Below are 25,129 nucleotides of genomic sequence, written 5' to 3' on the forward strand. Positions count from 1 at the left end.
CCTTGTCTCCTTCCATTCTATATGGTCGTCTCGCAGTCCCCCGGCGTACCGAGCAGAAAATACCCGCGCTCGGGAATCCTTCTCACATATTGATCAAAAAACTTAACAAATTCGAACACATTTTCATCCGTCTTGAAAGCGGGATCCGAGTGCTCCGCACCATCGAAAAGGCGGATGGAAATATGGCTGTCCCCCAGAAGTTCGGTATACTTCTGATAAAATCTTTCACACTGACAGTAAGGAACCACATGATCCCCCGTTCCGTGTTCCACATAAAACGGTACCGTCCGGCTGTCCAGATGACAGATGGGGCTGGCATCTTTAAGACGTTCAGGATGCTCTTTCAGTGAGTGTCCGAACATAAATGCCTCGGCGCCGGATTCATAGTCAAAACTGCGGTCCGGATACGTTTTCATGCAGTCTTCGGCCCAATTTACAAAGTCGTAAACACCAAACCAGATGAAGACGGCCTGGACACTGCTGGAATAGTCCGCGCAGCCCATCGTCAAATCTTCATACCGGGCCTTTCCGTTTGTCGTACCCATCATGGCGGCCAGATGGCCTCCGGCAGAATTGCCCGCTACGCCAATCCGTTCCGTATCCAGATTATATTTTGCGGCGTTGGCCCGCAGAAAACGGACGGCAGCTTTGCAGTCATACAGGGGAAGAGGCCATTTGGCTTCGTCCGAGAGCCTGTAATTGATGCAGCATACTGCATATCCGGCATACAAAAGCCGGTAGATTTGCTGGGTTTGGACATGGTTTTTATCACCGGTCAGCCAGCCTCCTCCGTGGATGAACATGATGACCGGATAAGGCCCTTCTCCTTCATTCGGCAGTACGATGTTGAGCTTCTGTGCGGCAGAACCGCTGGAATACGGCAGGTCAGTATAAGAACGGGAAAACCCGCTTAAATCGGTGCTCCTGGGGATTGTCTCACTTCCGGGAATTGTGCGGAGCACATCCTCCTTTGTTGCAGAATACATTTTTTCTCCTTTCCTTCAGGAGGGATTTCTGTTCCCTTCCGAAAGCCGTCTTTTTTAACTGATCACATTATATAGTCGAATTTGGAATTATTCTACAAAGGATCTTACTATCTTGCTTAAGAAACTTATCATTTTGTATACGGATTTAAGGGGATAAAAACCGGAGCTGAATGTTTTGACCAAATTATCTTCTCATTTACCGAATTATTTTTCTATTTCACCCGACAGGGTTCCCAATTTTATTGTCAAAAAAATTTCTTCTTGTTATAATTGGTGGAGTGGGAAGGAGGGTTCATATGTGGATCTACGACTATAAATCAGAAAAGGATAATCCCTACCGGCAGCAGCCGTTTGTAGAGATTACCCATATGTGCTATATTGATAACCTGCCGCTTTGGACATACCCGTGGCACGACCATAAAGATGTTTATGAGATCGCGTTTATCACCAGCGGATGCGGTCATCTTGTGATTGATAACCAGTCCTTTCCCGTGAAAAACGGTTCCGTTATCATCATTCCGCCCGGCATCGCCCACCGTTTTACGGCGGATGACGATATTGGCATGCAGTATTATACCCTGCGGTTTAAGAATACGCCGGAGGATGGCGAATTCCAGACGTTCTTTCGCGGCCTGGGGCTGGCGGTTACATCGGGTCTTAACTGTCTTCCCTATATTCAGAGTACATTGCAGCTGCTTTTTAATATCCACCATGCCAACGGCGGCATCGCGGACGGAGCATTCCAGTCCATATGCCTGGGGCTGCTGGAGCTTACCCGGATTCTGTTTACCAATGAGACCATGACGCTGAGGATTGCGTCGAAATATTCCCTGAGTGATATCCTGAATTACATCCAGGACAACAGGGAACAGAAGATTACCCTGGAATCGCTGTCCAGCCACTTTAATATCAGTCCGTCACATCTGAGCCGGATTTTTACCCAGGCCTATCATATGTCTCCGATTAATTACCTGATTCACTGCCGGATTACCTATGCAACAGAGTACCTGCTGAAATCGGATCTGACCATAACGGAGATTTCGGAACGCGTCGGTTATGATAACCCGACCCATTTTACCAATATGTTTACAAAACGAATCGGCTGTACTCCCAGCGAATACAGGGAGAGGAACGGCCGGATTCCGCTGGAGGAGAAGGCGGAAGAATAATTTGGAAGGAGAAATACTTTGGCAAAAAGAAAACCGGTTCAGATTCTGTCACTGACAGATGCGGAAAAAAAGAAAATTACAGAGGAGATAAAGGCATTCTATCTGGATGTAAGGGGAGAAGAAATTGGAATGATAGAGGAACAGCAGATCATGGACTTTTTCCTCGAAACACTGGGGCCGGTTATTTACAATAAGGCGCTGGACGACGCCTTCCGATGGCATAAGCAGGTGAGTGAGAACATGGAGTCGGATTATTACGGCTTATATAAGAATATCTGAGTATTCGAGCATCGATGGGACAATGCGTGGTCCGTTTTTTTGATCCCGACGGCCATATAGGGCAAGTGGATTAAGCCCAGGAATGGAGGTGAGTCGCCCGGATGGAGGAAAATCAAAGAGATAAAAGCAGTAAAAACAGAGACGGAAAGAGGCCGGACAGAAACAAAGATCGGCCCGGCATGGACAAAAAGAAAGCGCATGATAAAAGACGCCCCTGGAAAATCATGGACACATTCCTTCTGATTCTCATCACCGTCTGCGCTGTATTGATTGCGGGGCATATCATGGAGGGAATCCGGCAGAGAAACAGGGACGAGGAAATCCGGAGGCTGGCGCTTCAGGAAACGCAGCAGACCCAGGCGGAAACTACGGCGGAGAGCAGCCGGGAGACGGAGGAAGAGACAGCGCCCCGGGAGTCGGAACGCTATCATTCTCCCGTGGATTTTGAAAGCCTCAGGGCGGTGAATCCCGATGTCGTCGCCTGGGTGGAGATACCCGGAACGGATATCAGTTATCCGGTCGTGCAGACAGGGGACAATGAGACATATCTGAAACGTGATTTCGAGGGAAGAAACAGCGCATCCGGAGCTATTTTCCTGGATATGGACAGCGATGCCGATTTTATGGGGCTGCATTCGATTCTTTATGGGCATCACATGAAAAACCAGACGATGTTCGCACAGCTTGTGAAATTCAAGGAGGAGGCATTTTTTAAGAAAAACCGGGAGGTGATTCTCTATACGCCGGAGGCGGAGCTTCACCTGAGAACAATAGCAGCCGTGTACGGCGACGCAGACGGAGAGAAGAGAAGGACACAGTTCACTTCCCGGGAGTCATTTGACGCCTATGTGGATGAGATGACAAAAAACTGCAGTTTCCGTGAACTGCCGGAGGGAGATATCGGGGGTCTGTATTCCTTTGTCACATGCAGCTATGAGTTCAATGACGCCCGCACCATCCTATACGCGGTCCGGGAAAATGAAGGGGCGGAATAAAGGAAAAAGGGACAAAAAGCCGCAGACAGAGAAAAACAGCGGTAAATATTAAGTTTTTTGTAAATGTTATCCGTTTACAAGCCCATTTCCTTTGTGCTATATTACCTATAGTGCCGAGATCTGCCCATTTTCAGAGAGACGCGCCGCAAGACGCCCTGCTCCGGGATGGATACAAAAGCAGAAAATAAAAAGTACGAGGAGAAGACAATGAAAGGTATCGTTCTGGCAGGCGGTTCAGGAACACGCCTGTATCCGCTTACAAAAGTAACTTCCAAACAGTTATTGCCTATCTATGACAAACCGATGATTTATTACCCGCTTTCAGTTCTGATGAACGCTGGAATCCGTGATATTCTGATTATTTCCACACCGGATGATACACCGAGGTTTGAAGAACTGTTCGGCGACGGCCATCAGTTTGGTATCAATTTAAGTTATGCGGTACAGCCGAGTCCCGACGGGCTGGCCCAGGCCTTTATTATAGGAGAAGAATTTATCGGAGGTGATTCCGTCGCCATGATTCTGGGAGATAATATTTTCCAGGGCCAGGGACTCAGAAAGCGCCTGCGCGCCGCATCCGCCAAGGAGAATGGGGCCACTGTTTTCGGATATTATGTCGATGATCCGGAGCGATTTGGTATTGTGGAGTTCGATGAGACGGGCAAAGCCATATCGATCGAGGAGAAACCCGAGAAACCGAAGTCCAATTACTGTGTGACAGGCCTCTATTTCTACGACAACCGCGTCGTGGAGTATGCGAAGAACTTAAAGCCGTCCGCCAGAGGCGAGCTGGAGATTACCGATTTGAACCGCATCTATCTGGAAAATGGCGATCTCGATGTCATCCTGATGGGCCAGGGATTTACCTGGCTGGATACGGGTACCCATGAGTCTCTTGTGGAGGCCACCAACTTCGTGAAGACGGTGGAGACACACCAGCACAGGAAGATTGCCTGCCTGGAGGAGATTGCGTACTTAAACGGCTGGATCAGCCGGGATGAGGTTATGTCCGCATATGAGGTTTATAAGAAAAACCAGTACGGCAAATACTTAAAAGATGTTCTGGACGGCAAATATGTCGACAAACTTCAGGACAGATAGAGCGTACGGCAGGACGAAAACATGCAGGACGAAAACATGCATGACAAAACCATGCAGGACAGTAATGTGCATGACGGTAACGTGCTTAACAGCAGCATGAATGCCAATAACGTGCATGGCGGCCTAAAAATAAATTTGAGGAGAATATACTATGAAAATCATCGTAACAGGAGGCGCCGGATTCATCGGCGGCAACTTTGTACACCATATGGTGAATAAATATCCCGATTATCAGATTATCAATCTGGATCTGCTTACCTATGCGGGAAATCTGGAAACGCTCAAACCGGTAGAGAATAAACCGAATTATAAATTTGTAAAGGGCGACATCGCCGACAGGAAGTTTGTCTTTGAGTTATTTGAGAAAGAAAAACCGGATATGGTGGTCAACTTTGCGGCGGAAAGCCATGTGGACCGTTCCATCACCGATCCGGAGGCCTTTGTCAGGACCAATGTCATCGGCACGACGACACTTTTGGATGCGTGCCGTGAATATGGAATAGTGCGCTACCATCAGGTATCCACGGATGAGGTTTACGGGGATCTGCCTCTCGACCGCCCGGATCTCTTCTTTACGGAGGAAACGCCGCTTCACACATCAAGCCCATATTCTTCCTCCAAGGCCAGCGCGGATCTCTTTGTGCTTGCCTATAACAGGACATACGGACTGCCTGTGACGGTGTCCAGATGTTCCAACAACTACGGCCCGTATCATTTTCCGGAGAAACTGATTCCGCTTATGATCAGCCGCGCCCTTGCCGATGAAGAACTGCCGGTATATGGAGACGGCGCCAACGTGCGCGACTGGCTCCACGTTTCCGACCACTGCGAGGCCATCGACCTGATTATCCACAAGGGACGTGTGGGCGAGGTTTACAACATCGGCGGCCATAATGAGAGGACCAACCTGGAAGTGGTGAAGACGATTTTGAAGGCGCTTGACAAGCCGGAGAGCTTAATCCGCTACGTCAAGGACCGGCCGGGCCATGACCTGCGCTATGCCATTGACCCGACCAAGATGGAGACGGAGCTTGGCTGGAAACCGAAGTATAACTTTGATACGGGAATCAAGCAGACTATCGAATGGTATCTGGCAAACGAGGACTGGTGGAAACATATCATCAGCGGTGAGTACAGCCAGTACTTCGATAAGATGTATGGAGACAGATTATAAGAAGCCGGGAGATAATGCGATGAAAGTATTAGTGACGGGAGTCAAAGGCCAGTTGGGTTACGATGTCATGAACGAACTGGCAAAACGCGGGATTGAGGGAATCGGAGTGGACGTGGACGAGATGGATATCACGGACGCAGCAGCCTGCCGCCGCGTAATTACGGAAGTGGGACCAGATGCCGTTATCCACTGCGCTGCATATACTGCAGTAGATGCAGCGGAACAGAACATGGAAGTCTGCAGGAAGGTCAACGCAGAGGGAACGCGCAATATTGCCGTGGTCTGCCGCGATTTAGACATAAAGATGATGTACATCAGCACGGATTACGTGTTTAACGGGATGGGCGAACGGCCCTGGGAGCCGGATGATGAAAGGGAGCCTCTGAACGCATACGGCCAGTCCAAGTATGAGGGAGAACTGGCTATCGAGGAACTTCTGGATAAGTATTTTATCGTCCGTATCGCCTGGGTATTCGGCGTCAACGGAAAGAACTTTATTAAAACCATGCTGCGGCTCGGCAAAGAGAACGGAGCTGTTTCGGTCGTGGATGATCAGATCGGTTCTCCGACCTACACCTATGATCTGGCAAGGCTTTTAGTGGATATGATAGAGACGGACAAATACGGCCGTTACCATGCCACCAACGAAGGGCTTTGCAGCTGGTATGAATTTGCTGTGGAGATCTTTAAAAAGGCGGGCATGGAGGACGTCAGGGTGACGCCTGTGGATACGAAAGAATACACCAGGTGTTTTCCGAACCAGGCCAGGAGGCCGATGAACAGCCGTATCAGCAAGGATAAGCTGGAACAGAACGGCTTTGAACGGCTGCCGTCATGGCAGGATGCCCTGGAACGGTATCTGAAGGAAATTCTGTGACAATAAAGGGACAAATCAAGGAGGACATCCACAGATGGGGAAATATTTTGGCACCGACGGCTTCCGCGGGGAAGCAAATGTGAATCTGACAGTAGAAGATGCGTTTAAAGTAGGACGTTTTCTGGGCTGGTATTACGGACAGAAGGCAGCCGACAGCCGTTGCCGCGTTGTGATCGGAAAAGACACGAGAAGAAGCAGTTACATGTTTGAATACTCTCTTGTTGCAGGCCTTACGGCCTCGGGAGCCGATGTTTATCTGCTCCACGTGACGACCACGCCCAGCGTTTCTTATGTGGTCCGTACGGAAGAATTTAACTGCGGCATTATGATTTCCGCCAGCCATAATCCATATTATGACAACGGAATCAAGGTAATCAACGAGCGCGGAGAGAAACTGGAAGAAGAAGTGATTGACAGGATCGAAGAATATCTGGACGGCAAAATCGGGGAAATTCCGCTTGCCAAGAGAGATTCCATCGGACGCACCATTGATTTTGCGGCGGGTAGAAACCGTTATATCGGATATCTGATTTCCATTGCGACACGTTCATTCAAGAACATGAGGGTCGGACTGGACTGTGCCAACGGAAGCGCCTTTTCCATTGCCAAGAATGTATTCGATGCACTCGGTGCGGAGACGCATGTGATCAGCAATGATCCGGACGGAACCAATATTAATACCAACTGCGGTTCTACCCATATCGGGCAGCTCCAGAAGTTTGTGAAAGACAATAAGCTGGATGTGGGCTTTGCCTATGACGGCGACGCAGACCGCTGCCTGGCCGTGGACGAGAACGGCGAAGTGGTGGACGGCGACAAGATCCTGTACGTCTGCGGCAAATACATGAAGGAACAGGGAACCCTGGTCAACAACACGGTTGTGACGACGGTTATGTCTAACTTCGGCCTATATAAAGCCTTTGAAAGAGAAGGAATCAGCTATGAGAAGACGGCTGTGGGCGACAAGTATGTATACGAGAATATGGCACAGAACGGCCACTGCCTCGGCGGTGAGCAGTCCGGCCACATTATTTTCAGTAAGAATGCCACGACAGGCGACGGTATCCTTACATCCCTCAAGGTGATGGAAGTAATTCTGGAGAAAAAACAGACGCTCGGCAAGCTGGCGTCGGAGATTCAGATTTATCCTCAGGTTCTTAAGAATGTGAAGGTTAAGAGTAAAACGGAGGCCCAGGATGACGCCGATGTCCAGGCAGAGGTGGAGAAAGTGGCGGAAGCTCTCGGGGATACGGGACGCATCCTGCTGCGCCAGAGCGGAACCGAGCCGGTGATCCGCGTTATGGTGGAAGCCCAGACCGATGAAATCTGCGAAAAATACGTGGATCAGGTAATTGCGGTTATGAAGGAGAAGGGACATCTCCTGTAAAGCCGGTTCAAACCGGGAATAGAATCAATCATACAATCATACGGCTGTCTGCTTCTGCAGACAGCCGCATAGCTTTTTCGGGGAAAGGTGATAGATATGCGGGAACAACTGACGGAAAGTGATGTTAAAAAAATTCAGGAAGAGATAGATCACAGAAAACTGGTGGTCAGGAAAGAGGCGATCGAGGCCGTAAAGGAGGCCAGGGCACAGGGCGATCTCAGTGAAAATTTTGAATATTATGCAGCCAAAAAGGACAAGAACCGGAATGAGAGCCGCATCCGTTATCTGGAAAATATGCTTAAGAATGCAAGGGTGGTATCGGATAAGTCGAGGCCCGACAAGGTGGGCTTAAACGATACGGTCACCCTTTATTTTGAGGATGACGACGAGGAGGAGGTTTACCGCCTTGTGACGAGTATCAGAGGGAATTCCCTGAAGGGCCTGATCAGTATCGAATCACCTCTGGGAAAAGCCGTTAAGGGCCACCGGGAAGGGGACAGCGTGGAGGTCCGGGTCAGTGAAAAGGCCGGGTATACCGTCACGATAAAGAAGATAGAGAAGACCGGCGAGGACGCCGCCGACCGAATCAGAAGTTTTTAGTTCAGGTTTCATTCTCCCCTTTTTAAAAGGCTCTGAAAACAAGACTGGCGGCTTCGATTTATAAGAACTCACAATAAATTGACAAGGATTTGACAATATTAATTTATGAATTTTGAAAATATAAAGAAAATTCCGGGAAAAATAAAGCGTAACACGGATTTTAATATTAATTTGTAAAGTATCTGTAAAGCGTTATTGAAATTGCCGGATTCTGCCAATATAATGGATGAAAAGGTATGAATTTATACCAAGACAAGGGGAGGAAAGATTATGTATGCTATGTATTTTGTAGCGGTTGGTTCACTGGCAGCGCTCTTGTTCGCAGCATCGATGTTTGCCAAAGTGAAAAAACAGCCGGAAGGAAGCTCCGAGATGATTCGGATTTCCACTGCTGTGCGTGAAGGTGCCAATGCTTATCTGAAGAGACAGTATAAGGGTATCGGTATTTTCTTTGCAGTTATGTTTGTAATATTATTAGGTTTGGCGTTCAGCGGTTTACTCAGCTTCTTTACGCCGTTTGCGTTCCTGACAGGCGGATTTTTCTCGGGATTATCCGGATTTATCGGAATGCGCACCGCCACGATGGCGAACTGCCGTACGGCAGAGGGAGCGTCCCACAGCCTGAACAGAGGACTGAAGGTGGCCTTTTCCGCCGGTTCTGTTATGGGATTTACCGTTGTAGGCCTTGGACTTCTCGATATCACCATCTGGTACACGATTTTGAACCTGGTATTCGGTTCACTGCCTGAGGCGGAGCGTATTGCCCAGGTAACCGCCAACATGCTGACATTCGGTATGGGCGCCTCCAGTATGGCGCTGTTTGCCCGTGTAGGCGGCGGTATCTTTACAAAAGCGGCCGACGTAGGAGCCGATCTGGTTGGTAAGGTGGAGGCGGGAATCCCGGAGGATGATCCGCGTAACCCGGCTGTTATTGCAGATAACGTAGGTGACAACGTAGGCGACGTTGCCGGTATGGGCGCCGATCTTTACGAATCCTATGTAGGTTCCATTTTATCCACGTTCGCCCTGGCTGTTGCGGCAGGACTGGGTGTGAAGGGCGTTGCGGTTCCAATGCTCTTAGCTTCACTGGGAGTTATTTTCTCCATCATCGGCACCTTCTTTGTAAGCACCAAAGAGGATGCATCCCAGAAGAACCTTCTGCAGGCTCTGAGAAAAGGCACGAATATCAGTGCTGTTTTAATCATTATCGCTTCTTTCGTGGCAGTGAAGGTGCTGCTTCCGAACAATATGGGCGTATACGCGGCTATCATTTCCGGACTTGTTGCCGGTGTCCTGATTGGCGCGCTGACAGAGTATTATACATCCGACACTTACAAACCGACACAGGATCTGGCCGCTTCCAGTGAGACAGGTTCCGCAACCGTCATTATCAGCGGACTTTCTCTTGGAATGCTTTCCACAGTGGCTCCTGTTGTCATTGTAGGCATTTCCGTACTGGTCAGCTATTTCTGTGCAGGCGGAGCTTCCGATTTCAACCTGGGACTTTACGGAGTAGGCGTTTCCGCGGTAGGTATGCTGTCCACACTGGGAATCACACTGGCAACCGACGCTTACGGCCCAATCGCCGATAATGCGGGCGGTATTGCCGAGATGACACATATGCCTCACGAAGTAAGGGAGCGTACGGATGCCCTTGACTCCCTGGGCAACACGACCGCGGCAACCGGTAAAGGTTTTGCCATCGGTTCCGCAGCCTTAACGGCTCTGGCCCTGATTGCTTCTTACATTGACAAAGTACATCAGATTGCACCCGACTTCGAGATGGATCTGAATATCATCAACCCGCCTGTACTGATTGGCCTTTTCATCGGCGGTATGCTGCCGTTCCTGTTCGCGGCCCTTACCATGGATGCCGTAGGCAAGGCAGCGCAGTCCATCGTAGTGGAAGTGCGCCGCCAGTTCAAGGCAATCCCCGGACTGATGGAAGGAAAAGAGCAGCCCGACTATGCGGCCTGCGTAGATATGTGTACAAAATCGGCGCAGAGCCTGATGATTGCACCGGCGCTGATCGCGGTTATCGTACCTGTCGGAGTCGGCCTTATCCTTGGAGTAAACGGCGTGGCCGGACTCCTTGCAGGAAATACCGTTACAGGTTTCGTACTTGCCATCATGATGGCTAACTCGGGCGGAGCCTGGGACAATGCAAAGAAATACATCGAGAGCGGAGCCCACGGCGGCAAGGGAAGTGACTGCCACAAAGCAGCGGTCGTAGGCGATACCGTAGGTGACCCATTCAAAGATACCTCAGGTCCTGCCATCAACATCCTGATTAAGCTGACCACGATGGTTTCGATTGTATTTGCGGGAGTAGTTGTTTCATTCCACCTTCTGTAATCAGAATTGAAAAGAAACAGAATAAGATTTTATAGCCTGTGTATAACCGCCTGGCTATTGATACAGTAAAATGCCGCCCTGCCACTGAATTCCAGTGACAGAACGGCATTTTCTTTTATATTATTTCACAAGAACTTTTTTCGCCCATCCGCCTGTCTTATATCTTGTAAAGGAGATAACGGAACCGACAAGCCATCCAATCGGGATAGACCACCAGATTGCCCCCGGGCCGATCCGGTTGGCCAGGAAGTAAGCCAGGAGTACACGGGAGAAAAGGTTGCCCAGTGAGCTGAACATAAAGGTTTTCATATCGCCCGCACCCCGTAAAAGACCATTGCTTGAAAACATGATTCCCATTAATATGTAGAACGAAGATACCACGTGCATATAATCCATACCGTAGTTGATTGCCTCGACGTTGGCATTGGAATCCATGAACATATTTAAGAGATTCGGGCCGAACAGGAAGATAATCAGTGTGATAATGGCGCTGAACACGACAACCATGAACATATTGGCCTTGTAACCTTCTTTGACACGCTCGATTTTCCCGGCGCCGATATTCTGGGCCGTGTAGCTGGACATGGCGTTTGAAAAGTTCATGTTGGGCATCATTGCAAGGCTGTCGATCTTGGTCGCGGCCGTATAACCGGCAATAAAGATGGAGCCGTAGGAGTTTACCAGACCCTGCATCATCAGCATGCTGATGGATACGATGGATTGCTGAATCATGGACGGAACGCCGATCCTGGCAATCCGCTTCACGGCGGAGAAATGGAACAGCGGCCGTTTCATCTCATTCTCGTGTCCCGGTTCATCCTCCAGGTTTTTAAGGCGCGCCATGATGACGACCAACGACAGACCGGCACAGATTCCCTGGGCAATCAGGGTGGCCCAGGCCACACCGGCGACGCCCATATGGAACTTGATTACAAATAAAAGATCCAGTACGATATTGGTCAGGGTCGACAGCATCAGGAAATACAGCGGCGTCTTGCTGTCTCCCAGAGCGTTGTAGATACCGTTTAAGGTATTGTAAATAAAGAGGAAAATGGCTCCTCCCAAATAAATGCGCAGGTAAATCAGGGAGTCCGCCATAATGTTATCTGGTGTTTTTAATAGCCTTAAAATTCCGGGTGAGATAATCTCTCCAATCACGGTAATGGCGGCGCTTAAGACAAACTGGCCGATCAGCGCGGTGGAAATCGTAGTTTTCATCTCGCGCACCCGACCGGCTCCGAAGAGCTGTGAGATAACGACGTTACACCCCATAGACAGCCCGGAGGCCAGGGCAACAGCCAGAAAAACAACCGGGAAAGACGCCCCGACGGCGGCCAGAGCGTCAGCTCCGACAAAATTGCCGACAACGATGGAGTCCACCATGTTGTATAACTGCTGAAATAGATTTCCCATCAGCATAGGAAGAGAAAAGAAAAACAGCAGTTTCAGCGGTTTTCCTTCCGTCAGATTTTTAATCATTTTCTAAATTCTCCTTTCCTGCAAGAGCATTTCTGGCAATCCGTTCCAGATAGCTTTGGTACTCCTGCTTCTCATCTTCCGTGAATCCTGCAAAACAGCGTTCATTCCACTCTCTGGAAAAGGAATTAATGACTTCCAGCATCTCTTCCCCTTCTTCCGTCATTTCTATCAGCTTTTCACGTTTGTTGTCAGGGTTAACCAGACGGCGTATCAGGCTGCGTTCTTCCAGACGCTCCATCACCCTTGCCATTCGGCCCTTGTCGATATTGACGATACTGCAGAGGGTGTCCTGGTTGCACTGTCCGTGGCGGCTTAAGGCCAGCAGGACAACGCTGTCTACAGGCTTCAGGTTGCAGGTGCGCAGCCGGTCCCTCAAAAAGCTCTGTTCACATCGGCGTATAATACCAATATTGATTTGCATAAAAACCTCCCGGGAAAACAAAAAGATACAGTTTAGCCAGGGACTGGGCGGCAGTAATGAGAAACATTTACTGTTCACTCCGTGTGCAGTAACATGAAATAGATCCGGGCCGAACTGCAATAAAATAGTAATGAATCGTATACATACGAAATAATGATAATCAGTATGTTGCATAATATAACCGTTGCTAACTTCAACTATTATATGAGCTATGAGAGAAAAAATCAAGAGGTTTTGATATTTTTTTCAATATTATGAAAAGAAAAAGCGGCAGCTGGTATCATGGAAATATTAATATGAAAATTACAATTAATCATAGAAATTCCGAATTTGCTATGCTATGATTAAAAGATTAGAGCAGAGAAGATATTGGAGGAGTGATGGTTATGGAAAGAGATACTGGTAAAAAAGCGTGGGTAAAAATAGCCGGTTTTCCGCTTCCGCTTTATCTGGCGATATTCGCGCTGGTCACGGTTTGCATGTATGCAGGCTGCCTGCCAAAAGGCCTGGTGGGAGGCCTGATAGTTTTAATGGTACTGGGAGAAGGGCTGAATGCAATCGGCAATTCGGTACCTGTAGTCAGGACTTATCTCGGAGGTTCCGTTATCTGCATTCTGGGCGCGGCCGTGATTCAGTCGGCGGGGCTGATCCCGGAGGAGACGAATACAATTATAGATAACTTTGTGAACCAGGAGGGATTCCTGGTGTTTTATATTTCAGCGCTGATCACCGGCAGCCTGTTTAATATTGACCGGGATCTTCTGATCAGGGCAACCGTAAAGCTGCTCCCGACCGCAGTGATAGCTCTGGCAGTGGGAGTGAGCCTGTCCGGTCTTCTCGGGCTTTTTATGGGAAACAGTTTTATGGAGGGAATCCTTTTTATCGGTATTCCGATGACAAGCGGAGGAATGACGGCAGGGGCGGTTCCCCTGTCGGAGATGTATTCGTCCGTGCTTGGGATGGACGCGGGAGGGATACTGACCCGTATCGCCCCGGCCACCGTGCTGGGAAACTGTGTGGCCATCGTGTTCGGCGCCCTGGCCAACAACCTGGGAGAGCGGAAACCGAACCTGACGGGAAACGGGCGCCTTGTCAACGACGGGCATGAGGTGGCGCCCCGCCCGCCGATGAAACCCACTTTCGCCCTGCTATGCACGGGCCTCATTATTTCCCTGGCGTTTTATGAGCTGGGGGCGCTGTTTCACCGCTATATTCCCATTATTCCGACCTATGCCTGGATGATTATCGCGGTAGTTTTGGTGAAGGGAACCGGAATTATGTCGGAGCAGCTGGAGGATGCGGCGAGGGAGTGGGGGCAGTTTGCCATCCACAGCTGGACGGCGGCGGCCCTGACGGGAATCGGGGCTACGCTGATTGATTTGAAGACCATTCTCAGTACGATCACTCCGTTCTACCTTTTGACGGTGGTGCTGGTTGTCGCGGCGATCACGCTGACCGCGTCATTTGTCGGTAAAAAGATAGGATTTTATCCTCTGGAGTCCGCCATTGCTGCCGGTATGTGCACAACCAACATGGGCGGCTCGGGCAACGTAGCCGTTTTGAGCAGCGCGAAGCGGATGGAACTGCTCCCCTTTGCGCAGATTGTGACCCGATCATGCGGAGCGCTGATGCTGACCCTTGGAGGGGTGCTGGTACAGATGCTGAAGTGATGAGATTTATTAAGGAGTATCAAGGTATAAAACCGCGTAGTGACAAAACAAGTTTGTGCATGCTATACTTAGGGCAGAAAAATATTTGCCAGGAGAGGTGAGCAGGGATGAACAAAAGAGAGATTGATGCATATTCCTACCAGTTGGGAGTGATCGACTGTTTTAACGAGATGGTCAATGCGGGAGTAAAGAAGATTGCCATGAGCCACCCGTGCCGGACGCCGGAGGAGCGGGATGAGTGTTTAGAAGCGTGCCGTGAGATATGCGCTCAGTATGGTACGAAGATGTATGAAGAAAATGATTCTCTTGTCACGGATCTTTTTCCGGAGGAGATGAACAGAGGAGCCAGTCACTATATCTTTTATAAGAATGACGAAGATCTGGACAGCTATCTGTCCCTCAGAAAGCGGAAAGAAGAATTAATCAGGGAAGGCAGGTATACGGGGGAGGCCCGTTACCGGATAGCCTGGGATTTCGGGAAACTCCTGTCCTACACGGACGAAGCGGTTGAACGCCTGATCCGTGAGACCACAGGGGCAGAGAGATGAACGGCGGAATCATAGAACTGGATCTGCACGGCCGGAGAGCTGAGGAGGCAAAACGCCTGATCGACGCCGAGCTTGACCGGGCAGGCCGGAATGTCTACCGGATCCGCCTGATACATGGGTTCCACGGAGGGACCGGAATAAAGAATATGATCTGGGAGGAGTATTCCTACGGCCGTGAACCGCGGGTGGTGCGGCTGGAGCACGGGATGAACCAGGGAATAACGGAACTGGTGCTGCGTGAATACTAGAACGTGTATGAAACTTCATTCCCGCTCTAAAACACGGCAGACAGAGCCGCCGCAGACGGAATATGCTTCCCGGTCTACGGCGGCTCTGTCATTCTTTATGAGTCCAAATCTTTATGTTTCTCAAATTCTACGTTTTTCAAATCTTATTGCTGCGTCTCCAGATATTCATCTTCTCGGCATCCTTAATCAGCTCATCTCTGAACTGTGGATGTGCAACGGAGATGATAGCCTCGCATTTCTGCCAGGTGGAAAGACCTTTTAAATTAACCTTGCCGTACTCTGTTACGAGATAATGGATATTGGCACGGGTATCCGTTACGATGGAACCCTGGTTTAAGGTCGGAAGAATTCTGGATTTTAACTGGCCATCCCTTGTGCTGAAGGTGGAGGAACAGCAGATAAAGCTCTTTCCGCCTTTGGAAAGGTAAGCGCCCAGTACAAAGTCAAGCTGTCCGCCGGCGCCGCTGATATGTTTAATGCCTGCCGACTCCGCATTGACCTGTCCAAAGAGGTCCACGTCTACCGCATTGTTGATGGACATAAAGTTATCCAGCGCGGAGATGGAGCGGATATCATTGGTGTAGTCAACCGGTGCGCTCATACATTCAGGATTGTTATTAATGTAGTCGTAAAGTTTTTTCGTACCGGCGCCGAATGCGTAAACCTGGCGGCCCTTGTCGATGCCCTTGTGGGCGCCCGTGATCTTACCGGCGGCGGCAATATCCACAAATGCGTCAACATACATCTCGGTGTGAACGCCCAGATCTTTTAAGTCTGATTTGGCGATGAGGGAACCTACGGCATTCGGCATTCCGCCGATACCAAGCTGGAGGCAGGCTCCGTCCGGAATCTCCTCCACGATCAGTTTTGCAACGGCCTCATCCACTTCCGTGGCGGCTCCGCCTGCGCCCATCTCGGCGATAGGAGGATTATTTCCCTCTACAACCATGTCAACCTGGGAGATATGCACGCCGTTTTCAAATCCACCGAGGCAGACCGGCATATTTTCATTCACTTCCACGATGACGACTTTGGAGGTTTCGCAGCAGGCTGCCATATGGGAGGCGTTCGGTCCGAAGTTAAAGTATCCGTGTGCGTCCATTGGGGCAACCTGGAAGATGGCAACGTCCGGTTTGGTAGAGGATTCTCTGTAGTATCTTGGAAGCTCGGAATAGCGGATTGGAGCATAATAGGAAAATCCCTGAGCAATTGCCTTTCTCTCGATTCCGCTCATGTGCCAGGAATTCCATGTGAGATGCTCGGCCGGATTTTCGATTTTGAAAATCTCCGGTACCCACATCAGGATTCCGCCTCTGAAATTGACGTTGGTCAGCTCAGGCATACGTTTTGCCAGGGCGGCGTCTACGGCAACCGGAGTTCCGGTCGTCCAGCCATAGTCAACCCAGTCACCGGACTTGACCACTGCAGCGGCCGCGTCGGCGGAAACCAGTTTTTCTGCATACATTTTCTTATAATCCATACTGTTCACCTTATCCTTAAACTTTTTAAAATGATGAAATAAGTGTAGCATTCTGTGGATTTTTTGTCAATGCTCATGGGCCTGGCGCTTATGCCCGCTGATACTCCGTGTTACTGTTTACAGGTAGTATTCCGCGAGGCGTTTTTTGTGAGTGGAGCGCAGCGAAAGTCACAGAAAACCCGAGGGTTGCGGCGCGAAACGGCGTTTTTTGCCGTTTCTGTGCATCGCGCAGCGTGTTACTGGGCACGGAGTGAACAGTAACTACTCCGTCAGGGCATCGATGAGCTTTGGCAGCAGGACTTCCACGCTGCCGACGACTCCCAGATCAGAGATATCGAAAATCGGCGCGGCCGGATTCTTATTGATGGAAATAATCAGCCGGGAAGCCTCCATCCCCGTCACGTGCTGGAATGCTCCCGAGATTCCGCAGGCCAGATAGAGTTCGGGGCGCACGGTTTTTCCTGTCTGTCCCACCTGAGGGGAGGCGTCGATCCAGCCGGACTCCACACATGCCCTGGAACAGGCGATCTGGCCGTCCAGGAGGGAAGCCAGTGTCCGGAGCGTTTTAAATCCTTCAGGACCGCCGATGCCGCGCCCTCCTGCGACAAGTACCCTGGCCCGGGTGATGTCGGATTCCTGTTCCCTGCCTTTGACCGTGGAAATGACGGAGACGCCGTCTTCCATATTGCTGGAATCCACGGGAAAGGAACGGATAACGGCCGGGTTCACAGCAGGAGAGGGTAAATCTGCCGGAAGTGCATCAGCCTCCATCCTCATTTTTGCAAGCACGCCCGGCCTGACCGTGGCCATCTGCGGCCGTTTTTCCCTGCAGACAAAGGTATCAATGGAAATGCCGTCCGTATTGGGGCGCGTCATGAGCAGCAGGCCGTTTTCCGGTGAGAGGGAGAGGGCGGTGCAGTCGGTGACAAGGCCGGTATTCAGCCTGGCTGCGGCGCCGGAGGCGATTTCTATCCCGATCATAGTGGAGCCGAAGAGGACAATTTCCGGTTCTGCCTTTTTAATGGCCAGGCTCACAGCCCCCGCATAGGGTTTCGCCCTGTACTCTTCAAGAAAGGGAGCGTCAATCACCCACACCTCGTCACTGCCTTCCTCCGCCAGTTTCTCTGCGCTTTCTTTAAGCCGAAAACCGGCAATAACGGCGATCACCCTGCCGCCAGTCTGTTTTGCCAGTTCTCTGGCTCCGCAGATCAGCTCCAGACTGATTTTCTGTAAAATTCCGTCTCTCTGCTCCGCGATTATGACAATATCATGGTTCATTTCGTATCCCTTTCTACTAGATTATATTGTTTTTGTGCATGATGTCCATAATGGCGGTTACGGCCTCCTCCGTGGGAACGGTGAGGATGGTTCCATGATGCCTCTCTTTTTTCTTATCTGAATGGAGAAGTGTGAGACAGGAGGAATCGCCGGAGCGGAACGCCTTGTCTGCCGGGATCACCGGAATCTCCATCGAGTAGGCCCTGGTAATGCCGTCGGCCGTCATATAGATACGCTTTCCGGGCTGCAAAAGGGCGCTTATCAGACAGGGGGAAGGAAGGTTCACCATCTGGTACCTGTCTTCAAACAGGCGTTTTACGGTAAAACCATCCTTTTCGGAATAGGCGGCTTCGTCCGCATACCCGGCCTGGGGGAGATCCAAAAATGAAGCCAGCAGGAAACCGGTTTGGATTGTGTCGCCATCCACGTTATAGCAGCTCGTGAAAATGGCGTCGAATTCCATGGAGCGGAGATTATCGCAGAGCAGCCGGGCATACAGTAACGGTTCGGGAGTGGAAGGAAGGCCGGGAGGGAGAAGGAGCAGAAGAGCGCCGTCACATCCCATTGCGACGGCCTCCCTGAGAAGGGAAAGTCCTGGCTCCGTTCCCAGGCAGACGGCGGTGACCGTGCCGCCGGCCTGTTTTTTTAAACGCAGGGCGGCCTCCACTGCGGCGTAATCCTGTTTTGCCTCTGTGTCAGGGGCAGTTTGGCGAATGATGGCAATCGTATTCATAAAAAATCCTCCGGGGAAACAACGGAAAGCGCATATCGCGGATTTTTCGCTGTTAATTTAAGAAAAAGCATTGTGTCATGAAGACTACAATGCTTTTTCCGCAATCTGCCGCAGCGATTTTCTAATAAAATCTGTTTCCTTCGGACTGAAATCCTTTAAGACTTCCTCGTTCACCTCATCGATAATCTTGAGGACCGGCTCCTTCAGGGCCTCGCCCTTGGGAGTGATCATGACGAGAATCTCACGCCGGTTATCCGGGTTGATGACACGGTCAATTAAATCCTTCTTCTGCATTCTGTCCAGGATTCCTGACACAGTGGAGGTCTCCAGGCAGAGCATTTCTGCGATCTGACGCGGAAGGCAGGTGCCGCCGCCGATCCACAGGCAGTTTAATATGCCGTACTGGGAAGGGGTGATGTCATAAGGCGCCAGCCGCTGGCTCAGATACTGGAAAACCGTATGCTGCGCAGTGGTGAGCAGAAAATTAATACATTCTTTGAGTTCCATAATTGTTTGTTCATCGCCTTTCTGTACAAATATTTTCTGTTCGAACTGTTTCTATTATAAGAAAATTTGCATGCAAAGTCAAACAGATCCGGACTCATTACGGCACAGCCGTGAAACAGCCATGCCGTGAGCAGTAACAGAAGACGTATGAGAGACTTTTATCTGAATAAACTTCCGCTGATTACAAGTTTCTGGATTTCATTTGTTCCCTCGTAAATCTGAGTGATCTTGGAATCCCTCATCATACGCTCTACGTGGTATTCTTTCATGAAGCCGTTGCCGCCCAGCATCTGAACTGCCTCTGTTGTAACGTGCATTGCGGCGTTGGTGCAGACAAGTTTTGCCTTGGCAGCTGGGATAGAATAGGATCTTCCTTCCGATTTGTCGAGAGCGGCTTTGTAGAGCATGTATTTAGCCTGCTCGATTTCACATTCCAGTTCGGCCATCTTGAAAGCAAGGTACTGGTTTCTGTAAAGTGGTTTTCCAAACTGTTCTCTTGTCATGAGATATTTTCTTGCGATTTCAAACGCGCCTTCGGCGAGTCCGAGGCCCTGTGCGGCAACGCCGATACGGCCGCCGTCCAGTGTCTTCATGGCAATCTTGAAGCCCTGTTTCTCTTCGCCCAGGAGAGCAGTCTCAGGAATCTCACAGTTTTCGAAAACGAGTTCGGAAACCTGTGCGGAGCGGATACCCATCTTGTTCTCAATTTTTCCGATCGAGAATCCGGGTGTGCCTTTCTTTACATGGAAGCAGGAGAGGCCTTTGCTGCCAAGCTCCGGATGGGTCAGTGCATATACTGCAAAGTGGTCGGAGAGAGGTCCGTTGGTATTGAAGCACTTCAGGCCGTTTAATACGTATTTATCGCCCTTCTTTTCTGCAATTGTAACACAGCCGCCCGCGTCGGAGCCTGCGTTCGGCTCGGTCAGTCCGAAGGAACCAAATGTCTTACCTGAAAGAACTTCCGGGAGGAATTCTCTCTTCTGCTCCTCGGAACCGCCGTTTGCAATACTGCCGCCGTAAAGGGAAGTGGATACGGAGTAGGAGATGCCGACGGATGCGTCAACCTTGGAAATTTCTTCTACTGCAATGGCGTAGTCCAGATAATCTCTTCCTGAGCCGCCGTATTCCTTCGCATAAGGAAGTCCGATCAGGCCCATCTCGCCCATCTTCTTATAGAGCTCTACCGGATACTCACTTTTCTCATCACGTTCAATGACACCCGGCGCCAGTTCTTTCTCTGCAAATTCTCTTACTGCCTGCTGTAATGCTAATCGGTCTTCTGTTAACTGGAAATTCATAGTGTTACCTCCTTAGGATAAATGATTGGTTTGTTTTCGGGCGGCCGCGACGGGACCGCCGTGTGTTTTGATTAATATTTTACATGCGAGAAATTTAATTTACAAATATCTAGCATGCTAATTAATAGCTTGCATAAATAATACTTCTTTTTTCTCTGTTGGTCAATATACAAAGTGTAAAATTATCGGACATTTTTTTGTGTAATTTTACAACAACTGCAGAGTCCGGCCGGAACTGTCAAAGCCCGAGGGATGCCAGCACGATGAAGAAACCACAGGCGATAAACGGAATAATAATCTGGGTGACGGCAATATCCCAGTAAGCTTCCTTGTGCGTCATCTTGCAGATGCCAAGAAGCGTAATCTGCGCGCCCTGGTGGGGCAGGGTGTCGAGAGTTCCGGCAGCGATGGCGGCAATGCGGTGGACATACTGGAAGTTGATGCCCATTTCCATATAAGTGCTTTTTAATGCGTTGAAGGCGACGCCCATTCCGCCGGAAGCGGAACCGCAGGCTCCGGCGCAGACCGCCACGGTGATCATAACGAATACGAGGGGCGGCATATGCAGACTTTTAAGCGTCAGTACAAGATCGGAAAACCCCTGCGTATTCTGCACAACGCCTCCGAATCCGACGACGATAGCCGTGTTCAGGATTGCGACTCCCGAGTCGGCGGCTCCCTTGTTAAACACTTCGATCCAGCGGTTCAGGCCGCCTACCCTCCGGAACATCAGAAGGACGGAAGCGCCGATGCCGGCCAGTACCGCGGTTTCCACCGGGAAATTAAGAAGGTTAAATACGGTCAGGATAATGAGAATCGGCAGGAAGGCAATGATCCAATGAGGCAGATCCCTGCTTTCCTCGGTACTCAGTTCCTCGTCCGTGAGCTGGTATTTGAGAGAGGCATCGTTAAATACCAGGCCTTTTTTTGTGAATTTCCTGGCCCTGTATTCCAGCCAGGCAAAAATCAGGGCGAACATGGCGACTGTGGTGATGAGCGACGGCACAAAAGCAGCCGTGGCCGGAGTTCCCAGGTTGGTCATGGCAATGTAGTTCTGGATGGAAGGAGAACCGGGACCACTCATGGACCAGGTCCAGCAGCCCGCCGATATGGCGGCCGGCAGCAGCCTCCTCGTCAGATTGGCTTCCTTAAATAACTGGATGGCAATCGGATAGATGACAAAGAACACAACAAAGCCGCTGACGCCGCCAAATGTCAGTATTCCGGTGATGCACATGATTATCGGAGCGGCATATTTTCCTTTGCTGACCTTGACGATGGCTCTTGCAATGGATTCTGCGGCTCCCGTAAACTGATAGACGGAGCCGAACAGAGCGCCCACAAAAAAGATAAGGAAATACTTGATAATGTAATCTCCGGCAGCCGGCATGAACTGGTTCTGCAGGCTGTCGAGAATCGGAAGGCCCGAGCAGACCGCGACAAAGATGGTGATAATCGGAGCCAGAACCAGGGCGCTGACCTGTTTAAACGCCAGCAGCCCAAATAATACGATAGCAATAAATAAAATCCATATCTGAAAATTCATAGATTTATGCCCCCCTGACAATAAGTTTTGCTATTTGGCCAGTCCCATCAGCTCATTTCTGAAAATCCGGCCGTCCATTAATTTTGGCTGTCCATCCATCCTGGGAGTGAATCCCATCTGATCGATAATCTGAGTCTGTATATCAATTCCGGGAGCTACTTCGAGAAGATAGACCCCGTCTTTTCTTAGCTCGAAGACGGCCCGCTCGGTAATGTAGAGCACCGGCTGCCCCGTCTTATTGGCATAATCGCCGCTGAAGGTAATCTGCTCTACCTGCTCGATGAATTTCTGTTCCCTGCCTTCAGAAAGAATCTGAAGTTCCCCGTTTTCAAAGGCAACTTTAAGTCCGCCGGCGGTAAACGTACCGCAGAAGAATACTCGTTTTGCATTCTGGGTGATGTTGATAAAGCCTCCGCAGCCAGCTATTCTCGGACCGAACTTGCTGACATTGATATTGCCGCACCGATCGGCCTGGGCCAGACCAAGGAACGCATAGTCTACGCCGCCTCCGTCATAGAAGTCGAACTGGTACGGCTGATCCAGAATTGCCTCGGGATTGACGGAACCGCCGAATTTCGGACCTCCCTGGGGAACTCCGCCGACAGGGCCGGCCTCCACGGTCAGAGTCATATAGTCACCGATTCCCTCCTCGTTCGCAACCATGGAAATATATTCGGGAACCCCGATGCCCAGATTTACGACGGAATCATTTTTAAGTTCCATGGCAGCCCTGCGGCCGATTACTTTCTTTGCGGACAGGGGAGGATAGGACAGGCTGCTTAACGGCACGCTGAAATCGCCGGTCATGGCTCCGTCGTATTCACATCCGACGCACTGTTCGTGATCCTTCACATCCTCACATACGACAACGGCATCCACATAGATTCCAGGGATCTTGACAAGCTTCGGGTCAAGACAGCCGTTCTTTACGACCTTTTCCACCTGCACAATCACTTTGCCTCCGCTGTTACGGACAGCCTGTGCAATGGATGTGGACTCAAGGGACGCCACCTCGTGCTCCATCGTTATGTTGCCGTTTTCGTCGGAATAAGTGCCGCGGATAAAGGCAATATCCAGAGGAAATGATTTATAAAGCAGCTTTTCCTCACCGAGGATCTCGACTACCTCCACCAAATCATCCGTTGTAATGGAGTTCAGCTTTCCGCCCTCAATCCTTGGATCGGCAAAGGTGTTCAGGCCCACGTGGGTGATGGTGCCGATACGGTGCGCCGCAATATCGCGGAACAGCTGTGAAAGAGTGCCCTGGGGAAGGTTGTAACCCTCGATTTTGTTTTCCAGGACCATCCGGCCAAGGTTCGGGACCATATTCCAGTGGCCGCCGATTACGCGTTTCACCATACCCTCATGGGCAAAGTGGTCGGCGCCGCTGCCATCCCTGTTGCCCTGGGCGGCGGCGTAAAACAGGGTCAGATCCTTTGGAGCGCCTGTTTCCAGAAATCTCTGCTCCAGAGCCTTTGACAGAGCCTCCGGCATATCACTTGCCACAAATCCGCTGGTAGTCACAGTCATGCGGTCTGTGACCATTGCGGCTGCCTCGGCGGCTGTTATAATAGATACCTTGCTCATATATTACCTCCTGTGGTTTGAGAATCATAAAACAGTGTTGTATGATAAAAGAAGATTTTTAAAATAAAAAACAGTTTTTAAAACTATAAATGATAATAAATCAGATAATTTTGGGCAAAAAAATATAAAAAATACCGGAGCCGGGTTTTACACCAACTCCGGTCAAACTGTATTACCTATGTAATTTTAAAAATCCGTCAGATCAGCTTTTCTCTTTTCCAGAAATGCCTGCATTCCCTCCGCTTTGTCATGGGTGGAGAAGGCCAGGCCAAAGAGATTGGCTTCCAGTTTCAGGCCGCTGTCCAAATCGGTGTCCATGCCCGTGTTGATGGCCTGTTTTGCGAGGGTAACTCCAAAGCTGGCCTTGGACATGATTTTCTTCGCCATTTCCTTACAATAGTTAAGAAGCTCTTCCTGAGGAACCACCTTATTGGCAAGTCCGATGCGGTAGGCCTCCTGGGCATCAATCTGGTCGGTTGTAAAAATCAGTTCCTTGGCGCGTCCCTTGCCAACCAGTCTTGGAAGGCGCTGTGTGCCTCCGAAGCCGGGAAGAATTCCGAGGTTAACTTCCGGCTGGGCAAATTTAGCGTTTTCCGCAGCAATCCTGATATCGCAGCACATGGAGATTTCACACCCGCCGCCGAGGGCGTAACCGTTGACGGCTGCAATGGTAACCTGTGGCATATTCTCAAATTTTTTAAAGGTATCGGCTGCCAGAAGCGCCATGGCGCGTCCTTCCTGGGGAGTGGCGCCTACCATTTCAGAAATGTCGGCGCCTGCGACAAACGCTTTCTGTCCGGCTCCCGTCAAAATTACCACCTTCACTTCTTTCGACTTCTCAATCTCGGCGGCAATGTCGCCCAACTCTGCCAGCGTTTCGCTGTTCAGTGCATTTAAAGACTTAGGACGGTTGATTGTGACAACTGCAATGCCATTTTCTACTTCTACCAATAAGTTGTTGTAAGTTTTTACTTCCATGATCCGTTCCTCCCAGTTTGAATGATTTGGTTAATAAAATTTTTCTGAGCCATCGTCGCTGCTCTTATAATCAGGAGTATATCACAGTTATAAACGAATGTGAATAGTTTGGGATAAAAAATATAGCATGCTAATAATTTGAAATAAATCAAAGAGCAAGCAAAAAATTGGCACAAATAGATAAAAATATTTTAGTTTTTTGGGGAAATTACCCTTGGAAATGGGGGATGAAATTTCTAAGAACCAATTTTTTCCGTCTAATTGAACAAAAATGGAGTCTGATTTTCTATAGAGAAGGGAGCCTCCGCATCAGAAGCGGAGCCGAAGACATTACATTCTTTTCACTTTTACTATCTTTCCAGCACTTGTTTTAAATACGCAGCAGTTATATTTTTGTAGTACATGTAATGACTAAACTTATACGGAATGTAAC

The 25,129-nt window shown here is 49.9% G+C and carries 23 protein-coding genes; 12 read left to right on the forward strand and 11 right to left on the reverse strand.

From position 1 onward, the window contains the following. Nucleotides 1-17: 17 nt before the first annotated feature. The gene (locus V3C10_03560) at nt 18-986 is read right to left on the reverse strand and encodes an alpha/beta hydrolase (protein WVP62914.1); all 969 of its coding nucleotides are present in this window, start codon (nt 984-986) and stop codon (nt 18-20) included. Between the two features lie 296 nt (nt 987-1,282). Between V3C10_03560 and V3C10_03565 the strand changes: the two genes are divergently transcribed. The 9 genes from V3C10_03565 (at nt 1,283) to V3C10_03605 (ending at nt 10,923) form a co-directional block, all read left to right on the forward strand. Then, complete coding sequence (locus tag V3C10_03565) at nt 1,283-2,155, forward strand: AraC family transcriptional regulator (protein WVP62915.1); 873 nt, start codon at nt 1,283-1,285, stop codon at nt 2,153-2,155. An 18-nt stretch (nt 2,156-2,173) separates the two neighbouring features. Further along, nucleotides 2,174-2,434 (forward strand): DUF2164 family protein, encoded by a 261-nt coding sequence (locus V3C10_03570; GenBank protein WVP62916.1) that lies wholly within the window; start codon nt 2,174-2,176, stop codon nt 2,432-2,434. 101 nt (nt 2,435-2,535) lie between these two features. Beyond that, the gene (srtB, locus tag V3C10_03575) at nt 2,536-3,429 is read left to right on the forward strand and encodes a class B sortase (GenBank protein ID WVP62917.1); all 894 of its coding nucleotides are present in this window, start codon (nt 2,536-2,538) and stop codon (nt 3,427-3,429) included. Between the two features lie 207 nt (nt 3,430-3,636). After that, nucleotides 3,637-4,530: a glucose-1-phosphate thymidylyltransferase RfbA gene (gene rfbA, locus V3C10_03580; GenBank protein WVP62918.1), complete on the forward strand. Its 894-nt coding sequence runs from the start codon at nt 3,637-3,639 to the stop codon at nt 4,528-4,530. 151 nt (nt 4,531-4,681) lie between these two features. Further along, nucleotides 4,682-5,704, forward strand: coding sequence for a dTDP-glucose 4,6-dehydratase (rfbB, locus tag V3C10_03585; protein ID WVP62919.1), 1,023 nt, complete (start codon nt 4,682-4,684; stop codon nt 5,702-5,704). A 19-nt stretch (nt 5,705-5,723) separates the two neighbouring features. Then, nucleotides 5,724-6,581, forward strand: coding sequence for a dTDP-4-dehydrorhamnose reductase (gene rfbD, locus V3C10_03590; protein ID WVP62920.1), 858 nt, complete (start codon nt 5,724-5,726; stop codon nt 6,579-6,581). A gap of 34 nt (nt 6,582-6,615) precedes the next feature. Beyond that, complete coding sequence (gene glmM / locus V3C10_03595; protein WVP62921.1) at nt 6,616-7,968, forward strand: phosphoglucosamine mutase; 1,353 nt, start codon at nt 6,616-6,618, stop codon at nt 7,966-7,968. A gap of 96 nt (nt 7,969-8,064) precedes the next feature. After that, a complete protein-coding gene (greA, locus tag V3C10_03600; GenBank protein WVP62922.1) occupies nt 8,065-8,568 on the forward strand; it encodes a transcription elongation factor GreA in 504 nt (167 codons plus the stop codon). A 270-nt stretch (nt 8,569-8,838) separates the two neighbouring features. Beyond that, on the forward strand, nt 8,839-10,923 hold the full coding sequence (locus V3C10_03605; protein ID WVP62923.1) for a sodium-translocating pyrophosphatase: 2,085 nt from the start codon (nt 8,839-8,841) through the stop codon (nt 10,921-10,923). 120 nt (nt 10,924-11,043) lie between these two features. On the opposite strand, the gene V3C10_03610 is transcribed toward V3C10_03605, so the two are convergent. Both V3C10_03610 and V3C10_03615 read right to left on the reverse strand, forming a co-directional pair. Beyond that, nucleotides 11,044-12,402: an MATE family efflux transporter gene (locus tag V3C10_03610; GenBank protein WVP62924.1), complete on the reverse strand. Its 1,359-nt coding sequence runs from the start codon at nt 12,400-12,402 to the stop codon at nt 11,044-11,046. Beyond that, nucleotides 12,395-12,823: a MarR family transcriptional regulator gene (locus V3C10_03615; protein WVP62925.1), complete on the reverse strand. Its 429-nt coding sequence runs from the start codon at nt 12,821-12,823 to the stop codon at nt 12,395-12,397. The genes V3C10_03610 and V3C10_03615 overlap by 8 nt, the downstream gene beginning before the upstream one ends. A gap of 386 nt (nt 12,824-13,209) precedes the next feature. Here V3C10_03615 and V3C10_03620 point away from each other — a divergent pair, with 386 nt between their 5' ends. The 3 genes from V3C10_03620 to V3C10_03630 all read left to right on the forward strand — a co-directional run bounded on the left by V3C10_03620 (nt 13,210) and on the right by V3C10_03630 (nt 15,289). Next, nucleotides 13,210-14,493, forward strand: coding sequence for a 2-hydroxycarboxylate transporter family protein (locus V3C10_03620; protein ID WVP62926.1), 1,284 nt, complete (start codon nt 13,210-13,212; stop codon nt 14,491-14,493). Nucleotides 14,494-14,600: 107 nt separating this feature from the next. Next, nucleotides 14,601-15,041, forward strand: a complete 441-nt coding sequence (locus tag V3C10_03625) for a hypothetical protein (GenBank protein WVP62927.1) — start codon at nt 14,601-14,603, stop codon at nt 15,039-15,041. Continuing rightward, complete coding sequence (locus tag V3C10_03630; GenBank protein WVP62928.1) at nt 15,038-15,289, forward strand: Smr/MutS family protein; 252 nt, start codon at nt 15,038-15,040, stop codon at nt 15,287-15,289. Before V3C10_03625 ends, V3C10_03630 begins: the two co-directional genes overlap by 4 nt. A gap of 136 nt (nt 15,290-15,425) precedes the next feature. On the opposite strand, the gene V3C10_03635 is transcribed toward V3C10_03630, so the two are convergent. From V3C10_03635 to V3C10_03670, 8 genes are all read right to left on the reverse strand, one after another. After that, nucleotides 15,426-16,769, reverse strand: a complete 1,344-nt coding sequence (locus tag V3C10_03635; GenBank protein ID WVP62929.1) for a butyryl-CoA:acetate CoA-transferase — start codon at nt 16,767-16,769, stop codon at nt 15,426-15,428. Between the two features lie 261 nt (nt 16,770-17,030). Beyond that, nucleotides 17,031-18,047, reverse strand: coding sequence for an electron transfer flavoprotein subunit alpha/FixB family protein (locus V3C10_03640; GenBank protein WVP62930.1), 1,017 nt, complete (start codon nt 18,045-18,047; stop codon nt 17,031-17,033). A gap of 16 nt (nt 18,048-18,063) precedes the next feature. After that, nucleotides 18,064-18,780: a hypothetical protein gene (locus V3C10_03645; GenBank protein WVP62931.1), complete on the reverse strand. Its 717-nt coding sequence runs from the start codon at nt 18,778-18,780 to the stop codon at nt 18,064-18,066. 84 nt (nt 18,781-18,864) lie between these two features. Then, nucleotides 18,865-19,287: a MarR family transcriptional regulator gene (locus tag V3C10_03650; protein WVP62932.1), complete on the reverse strand. Its 423-nt coding sequence runs from the start codon at nt 19,285-19,287 to the stop codon at nt 18,865-18,867. Between the two features lie 158 nt (nt 19,288-19,445). Next, on the reverse strand, nt 19,446-20,585 hold the full coding sequence (locus tag V3C10_03655) for an acyl-CoA dehydrogenase family protein (protein WVP62933.1): 1,140 nt from the start codon (nt 20,583-20,585) through the stop codon (nt 19,446-19,448). Nucleotides 20,586-20,823: 238 nt separating this feature from the next. Beyond that, nucleotides 20,824-22,131: a GntP family permease gene (locus tag V3C10_03660; GenBank protein WVP62934.1), complete on the reverse strand. Its 1,308-nt coding sequence runs from the start codon at nt 22,129-22,131 to the stop codon at nt 20,824-20,826. A 30-nt stretch (nt 22,132-22,161) separates the two neighbouring features. Further along, the gene (locus tag V3C10_03665) at nt 22,162-23,718 is read right to left on the reverse strand and encodes a CoA-transferase (protein ID WVP62935.1); all 1,557 of its coding nucleotides are present in this window, start codon (nt 23,716-23,718) and stop codon (nt 22,162-22,164) included. A 186-nt stretch (nt 23,719-23,904) separates the two neighbouring features. Further along, on the reverse strand, nt 23,905-24,696 hold the full coding sequence (locus tag V3C10_03670) for an enoyl-CoA hydratase-related protein (GenBank protein WVP62936.1): 792 nt from the start codon (nt 24,694-24,696) through the stop codon (nt 23,905-23,907). Nucleotides 24,697-25,129: the final 433 nt, after the last annotated feature.

The organism is [Clostridium] symbiosum, assembly GCA_036419695.1.
Lineage (GTDB): Bacteria > Bacillota > Clostridia > Lachnospirales > Lachnospiraceae > Otoolea > Otoolea symbiosa_A.

Coding starts and splice junctions, on each gene's coding strand:
- V3C10_03645 (WVP62931.1), bottom strand. CDS start 18,780: ATGAATACGATTGCCATCATTCGCCAAACTGCCCCTGACACAGAGGCA.
- V3C10_03650 (WVP62932.1), bottom strand. CDS start 19,287: ATGGAACTCAAAGAATGTATTAATTTTCTGCTCACCACTGCGCAGCAT.
- rfbA (WVP62918.1), top strand. CDS start 3,637: ATGAAAGGTATCGTTCTGGCAGGCGGTTCAGGAACACGCCTGTATCCG.
- V3C10_03630 (WVP62928.1), top strand. CDS start 15,038: ATGAACGGCGGAATCATAGAACTGGATCTGCACGGCCGGAGAGCTGAG.
- V3C10_03670 (WVP62936.1), bottom strand. CDS start 24,696: ATGGAAGTAAAAACTTACAACAACTTATTGGTAGAAGTAGAAAATGGC.
- rfbB (WVP62919.1), top strand. CDS start 4,682: ATGAAAATCATCGTAACAGGAGGCGCCGGATTCATCGGCGGCAACTTT.
- V3C10_03605 (WVP62923.1), top strand. CDS start 8,839: ATGTATGCTATGTATTTTGTAGCGGTTGGTTCACTGGCAGCGCTCTTG.
- V3C10_03655 (WVP62933.1), bottom strand. CDS start 20,585: ATGAATTTCCAGTTAACAGAAGACCGATTAGCATTACAGCAGGCAGTA.
- glmM (WVP62921.1), top strand. CDS start 6,616: ATGGGGAAATATTTTGGCACCGACGGCTTCCGCGGGGAAGCAAATGTG.
- V3C10_03660 (WVP62934.1), bottom strand. CDS start 22,131: ATGAATTTTCAGATATGGATTTTATTTATTGCTATCGTATTATTTGGG.
- V3C10_03665 (WVP62935.1), bottom strand. CDS start 23,718: ATGAGCAAGGTATCTATTATAACAGCCGCCGAGGCAGCCGCAATGGTC.
- greA (WVP62922.1), top strand. CDS start 8,065: ATGCGGGAACAACTGACGGAAAGTGATGTTAAAAAAATTCAGGAAGAG.
- V3C10_03635 (WVP62929.1), bottom strand. CDS start 16,769: ATGGATTATAAGAAAATGTATGCAGAAAAACTGGTTTCCGCCGACGCG.
- V3C10_03620 (WVP62926.1), top strand. CDS start 13,210: ATGGAAAGAGATACTGGTAAAAAAGCGTGGGTAAAAATAGCCGGTTTT.
- V3C10_03625 (WVP62927.1), top strand. CDS start 14,601: ATGAACAAAAGAGAGATTGATGCATATTCCTACCAGTTGGGAGTGATC.
- V3C10_03610 (WVP62924.1), bottom strand. CDS start 12,402: ATGATTAAAAATCTGACGGAAGGAAAACCGCTGAAACTGCTGTTTTTC.
- V3C10_03640 (WVP62930.1), bottom strand. CDS start 18,047: ATGAACCATGATATTGTCATAATCGCGGAGCAGAGAGACGGAATTTTA.
- srtB (WVP62917.1), top strand. CDS start 2,536: ATGGAGGAAAATCAAAGAGATAAAAGCAGTAAAAACAGAGACGGAAAG.
- V3C10_03565 (WVP62915.1), top strand. CDS start 1,283: ATGTGGATCTACGACTATAAATCAGAAAAGGATAATCCCTACCGGCAG.
- V3C10_03615 (WVP62925.1), bottom strand. CDS start 12,823: ATGCAAATCAATATTGGTATTATACGCCGATGTGAACAGAGCTTTTTG.
- rfbD (WVP62920.1), top strand. CDS start 5,724: ATGAAAGTATTAGTGACGGGAGTCAAAGGCCAGTTGGGTTACGATGTC.
- V3C10_03560 (WVP62914.1), bottom strand. CDS start 986: ATGTATTCTGCAACAAAGGAGGATGTGCTCCGCACAATTCCCGGAAGT.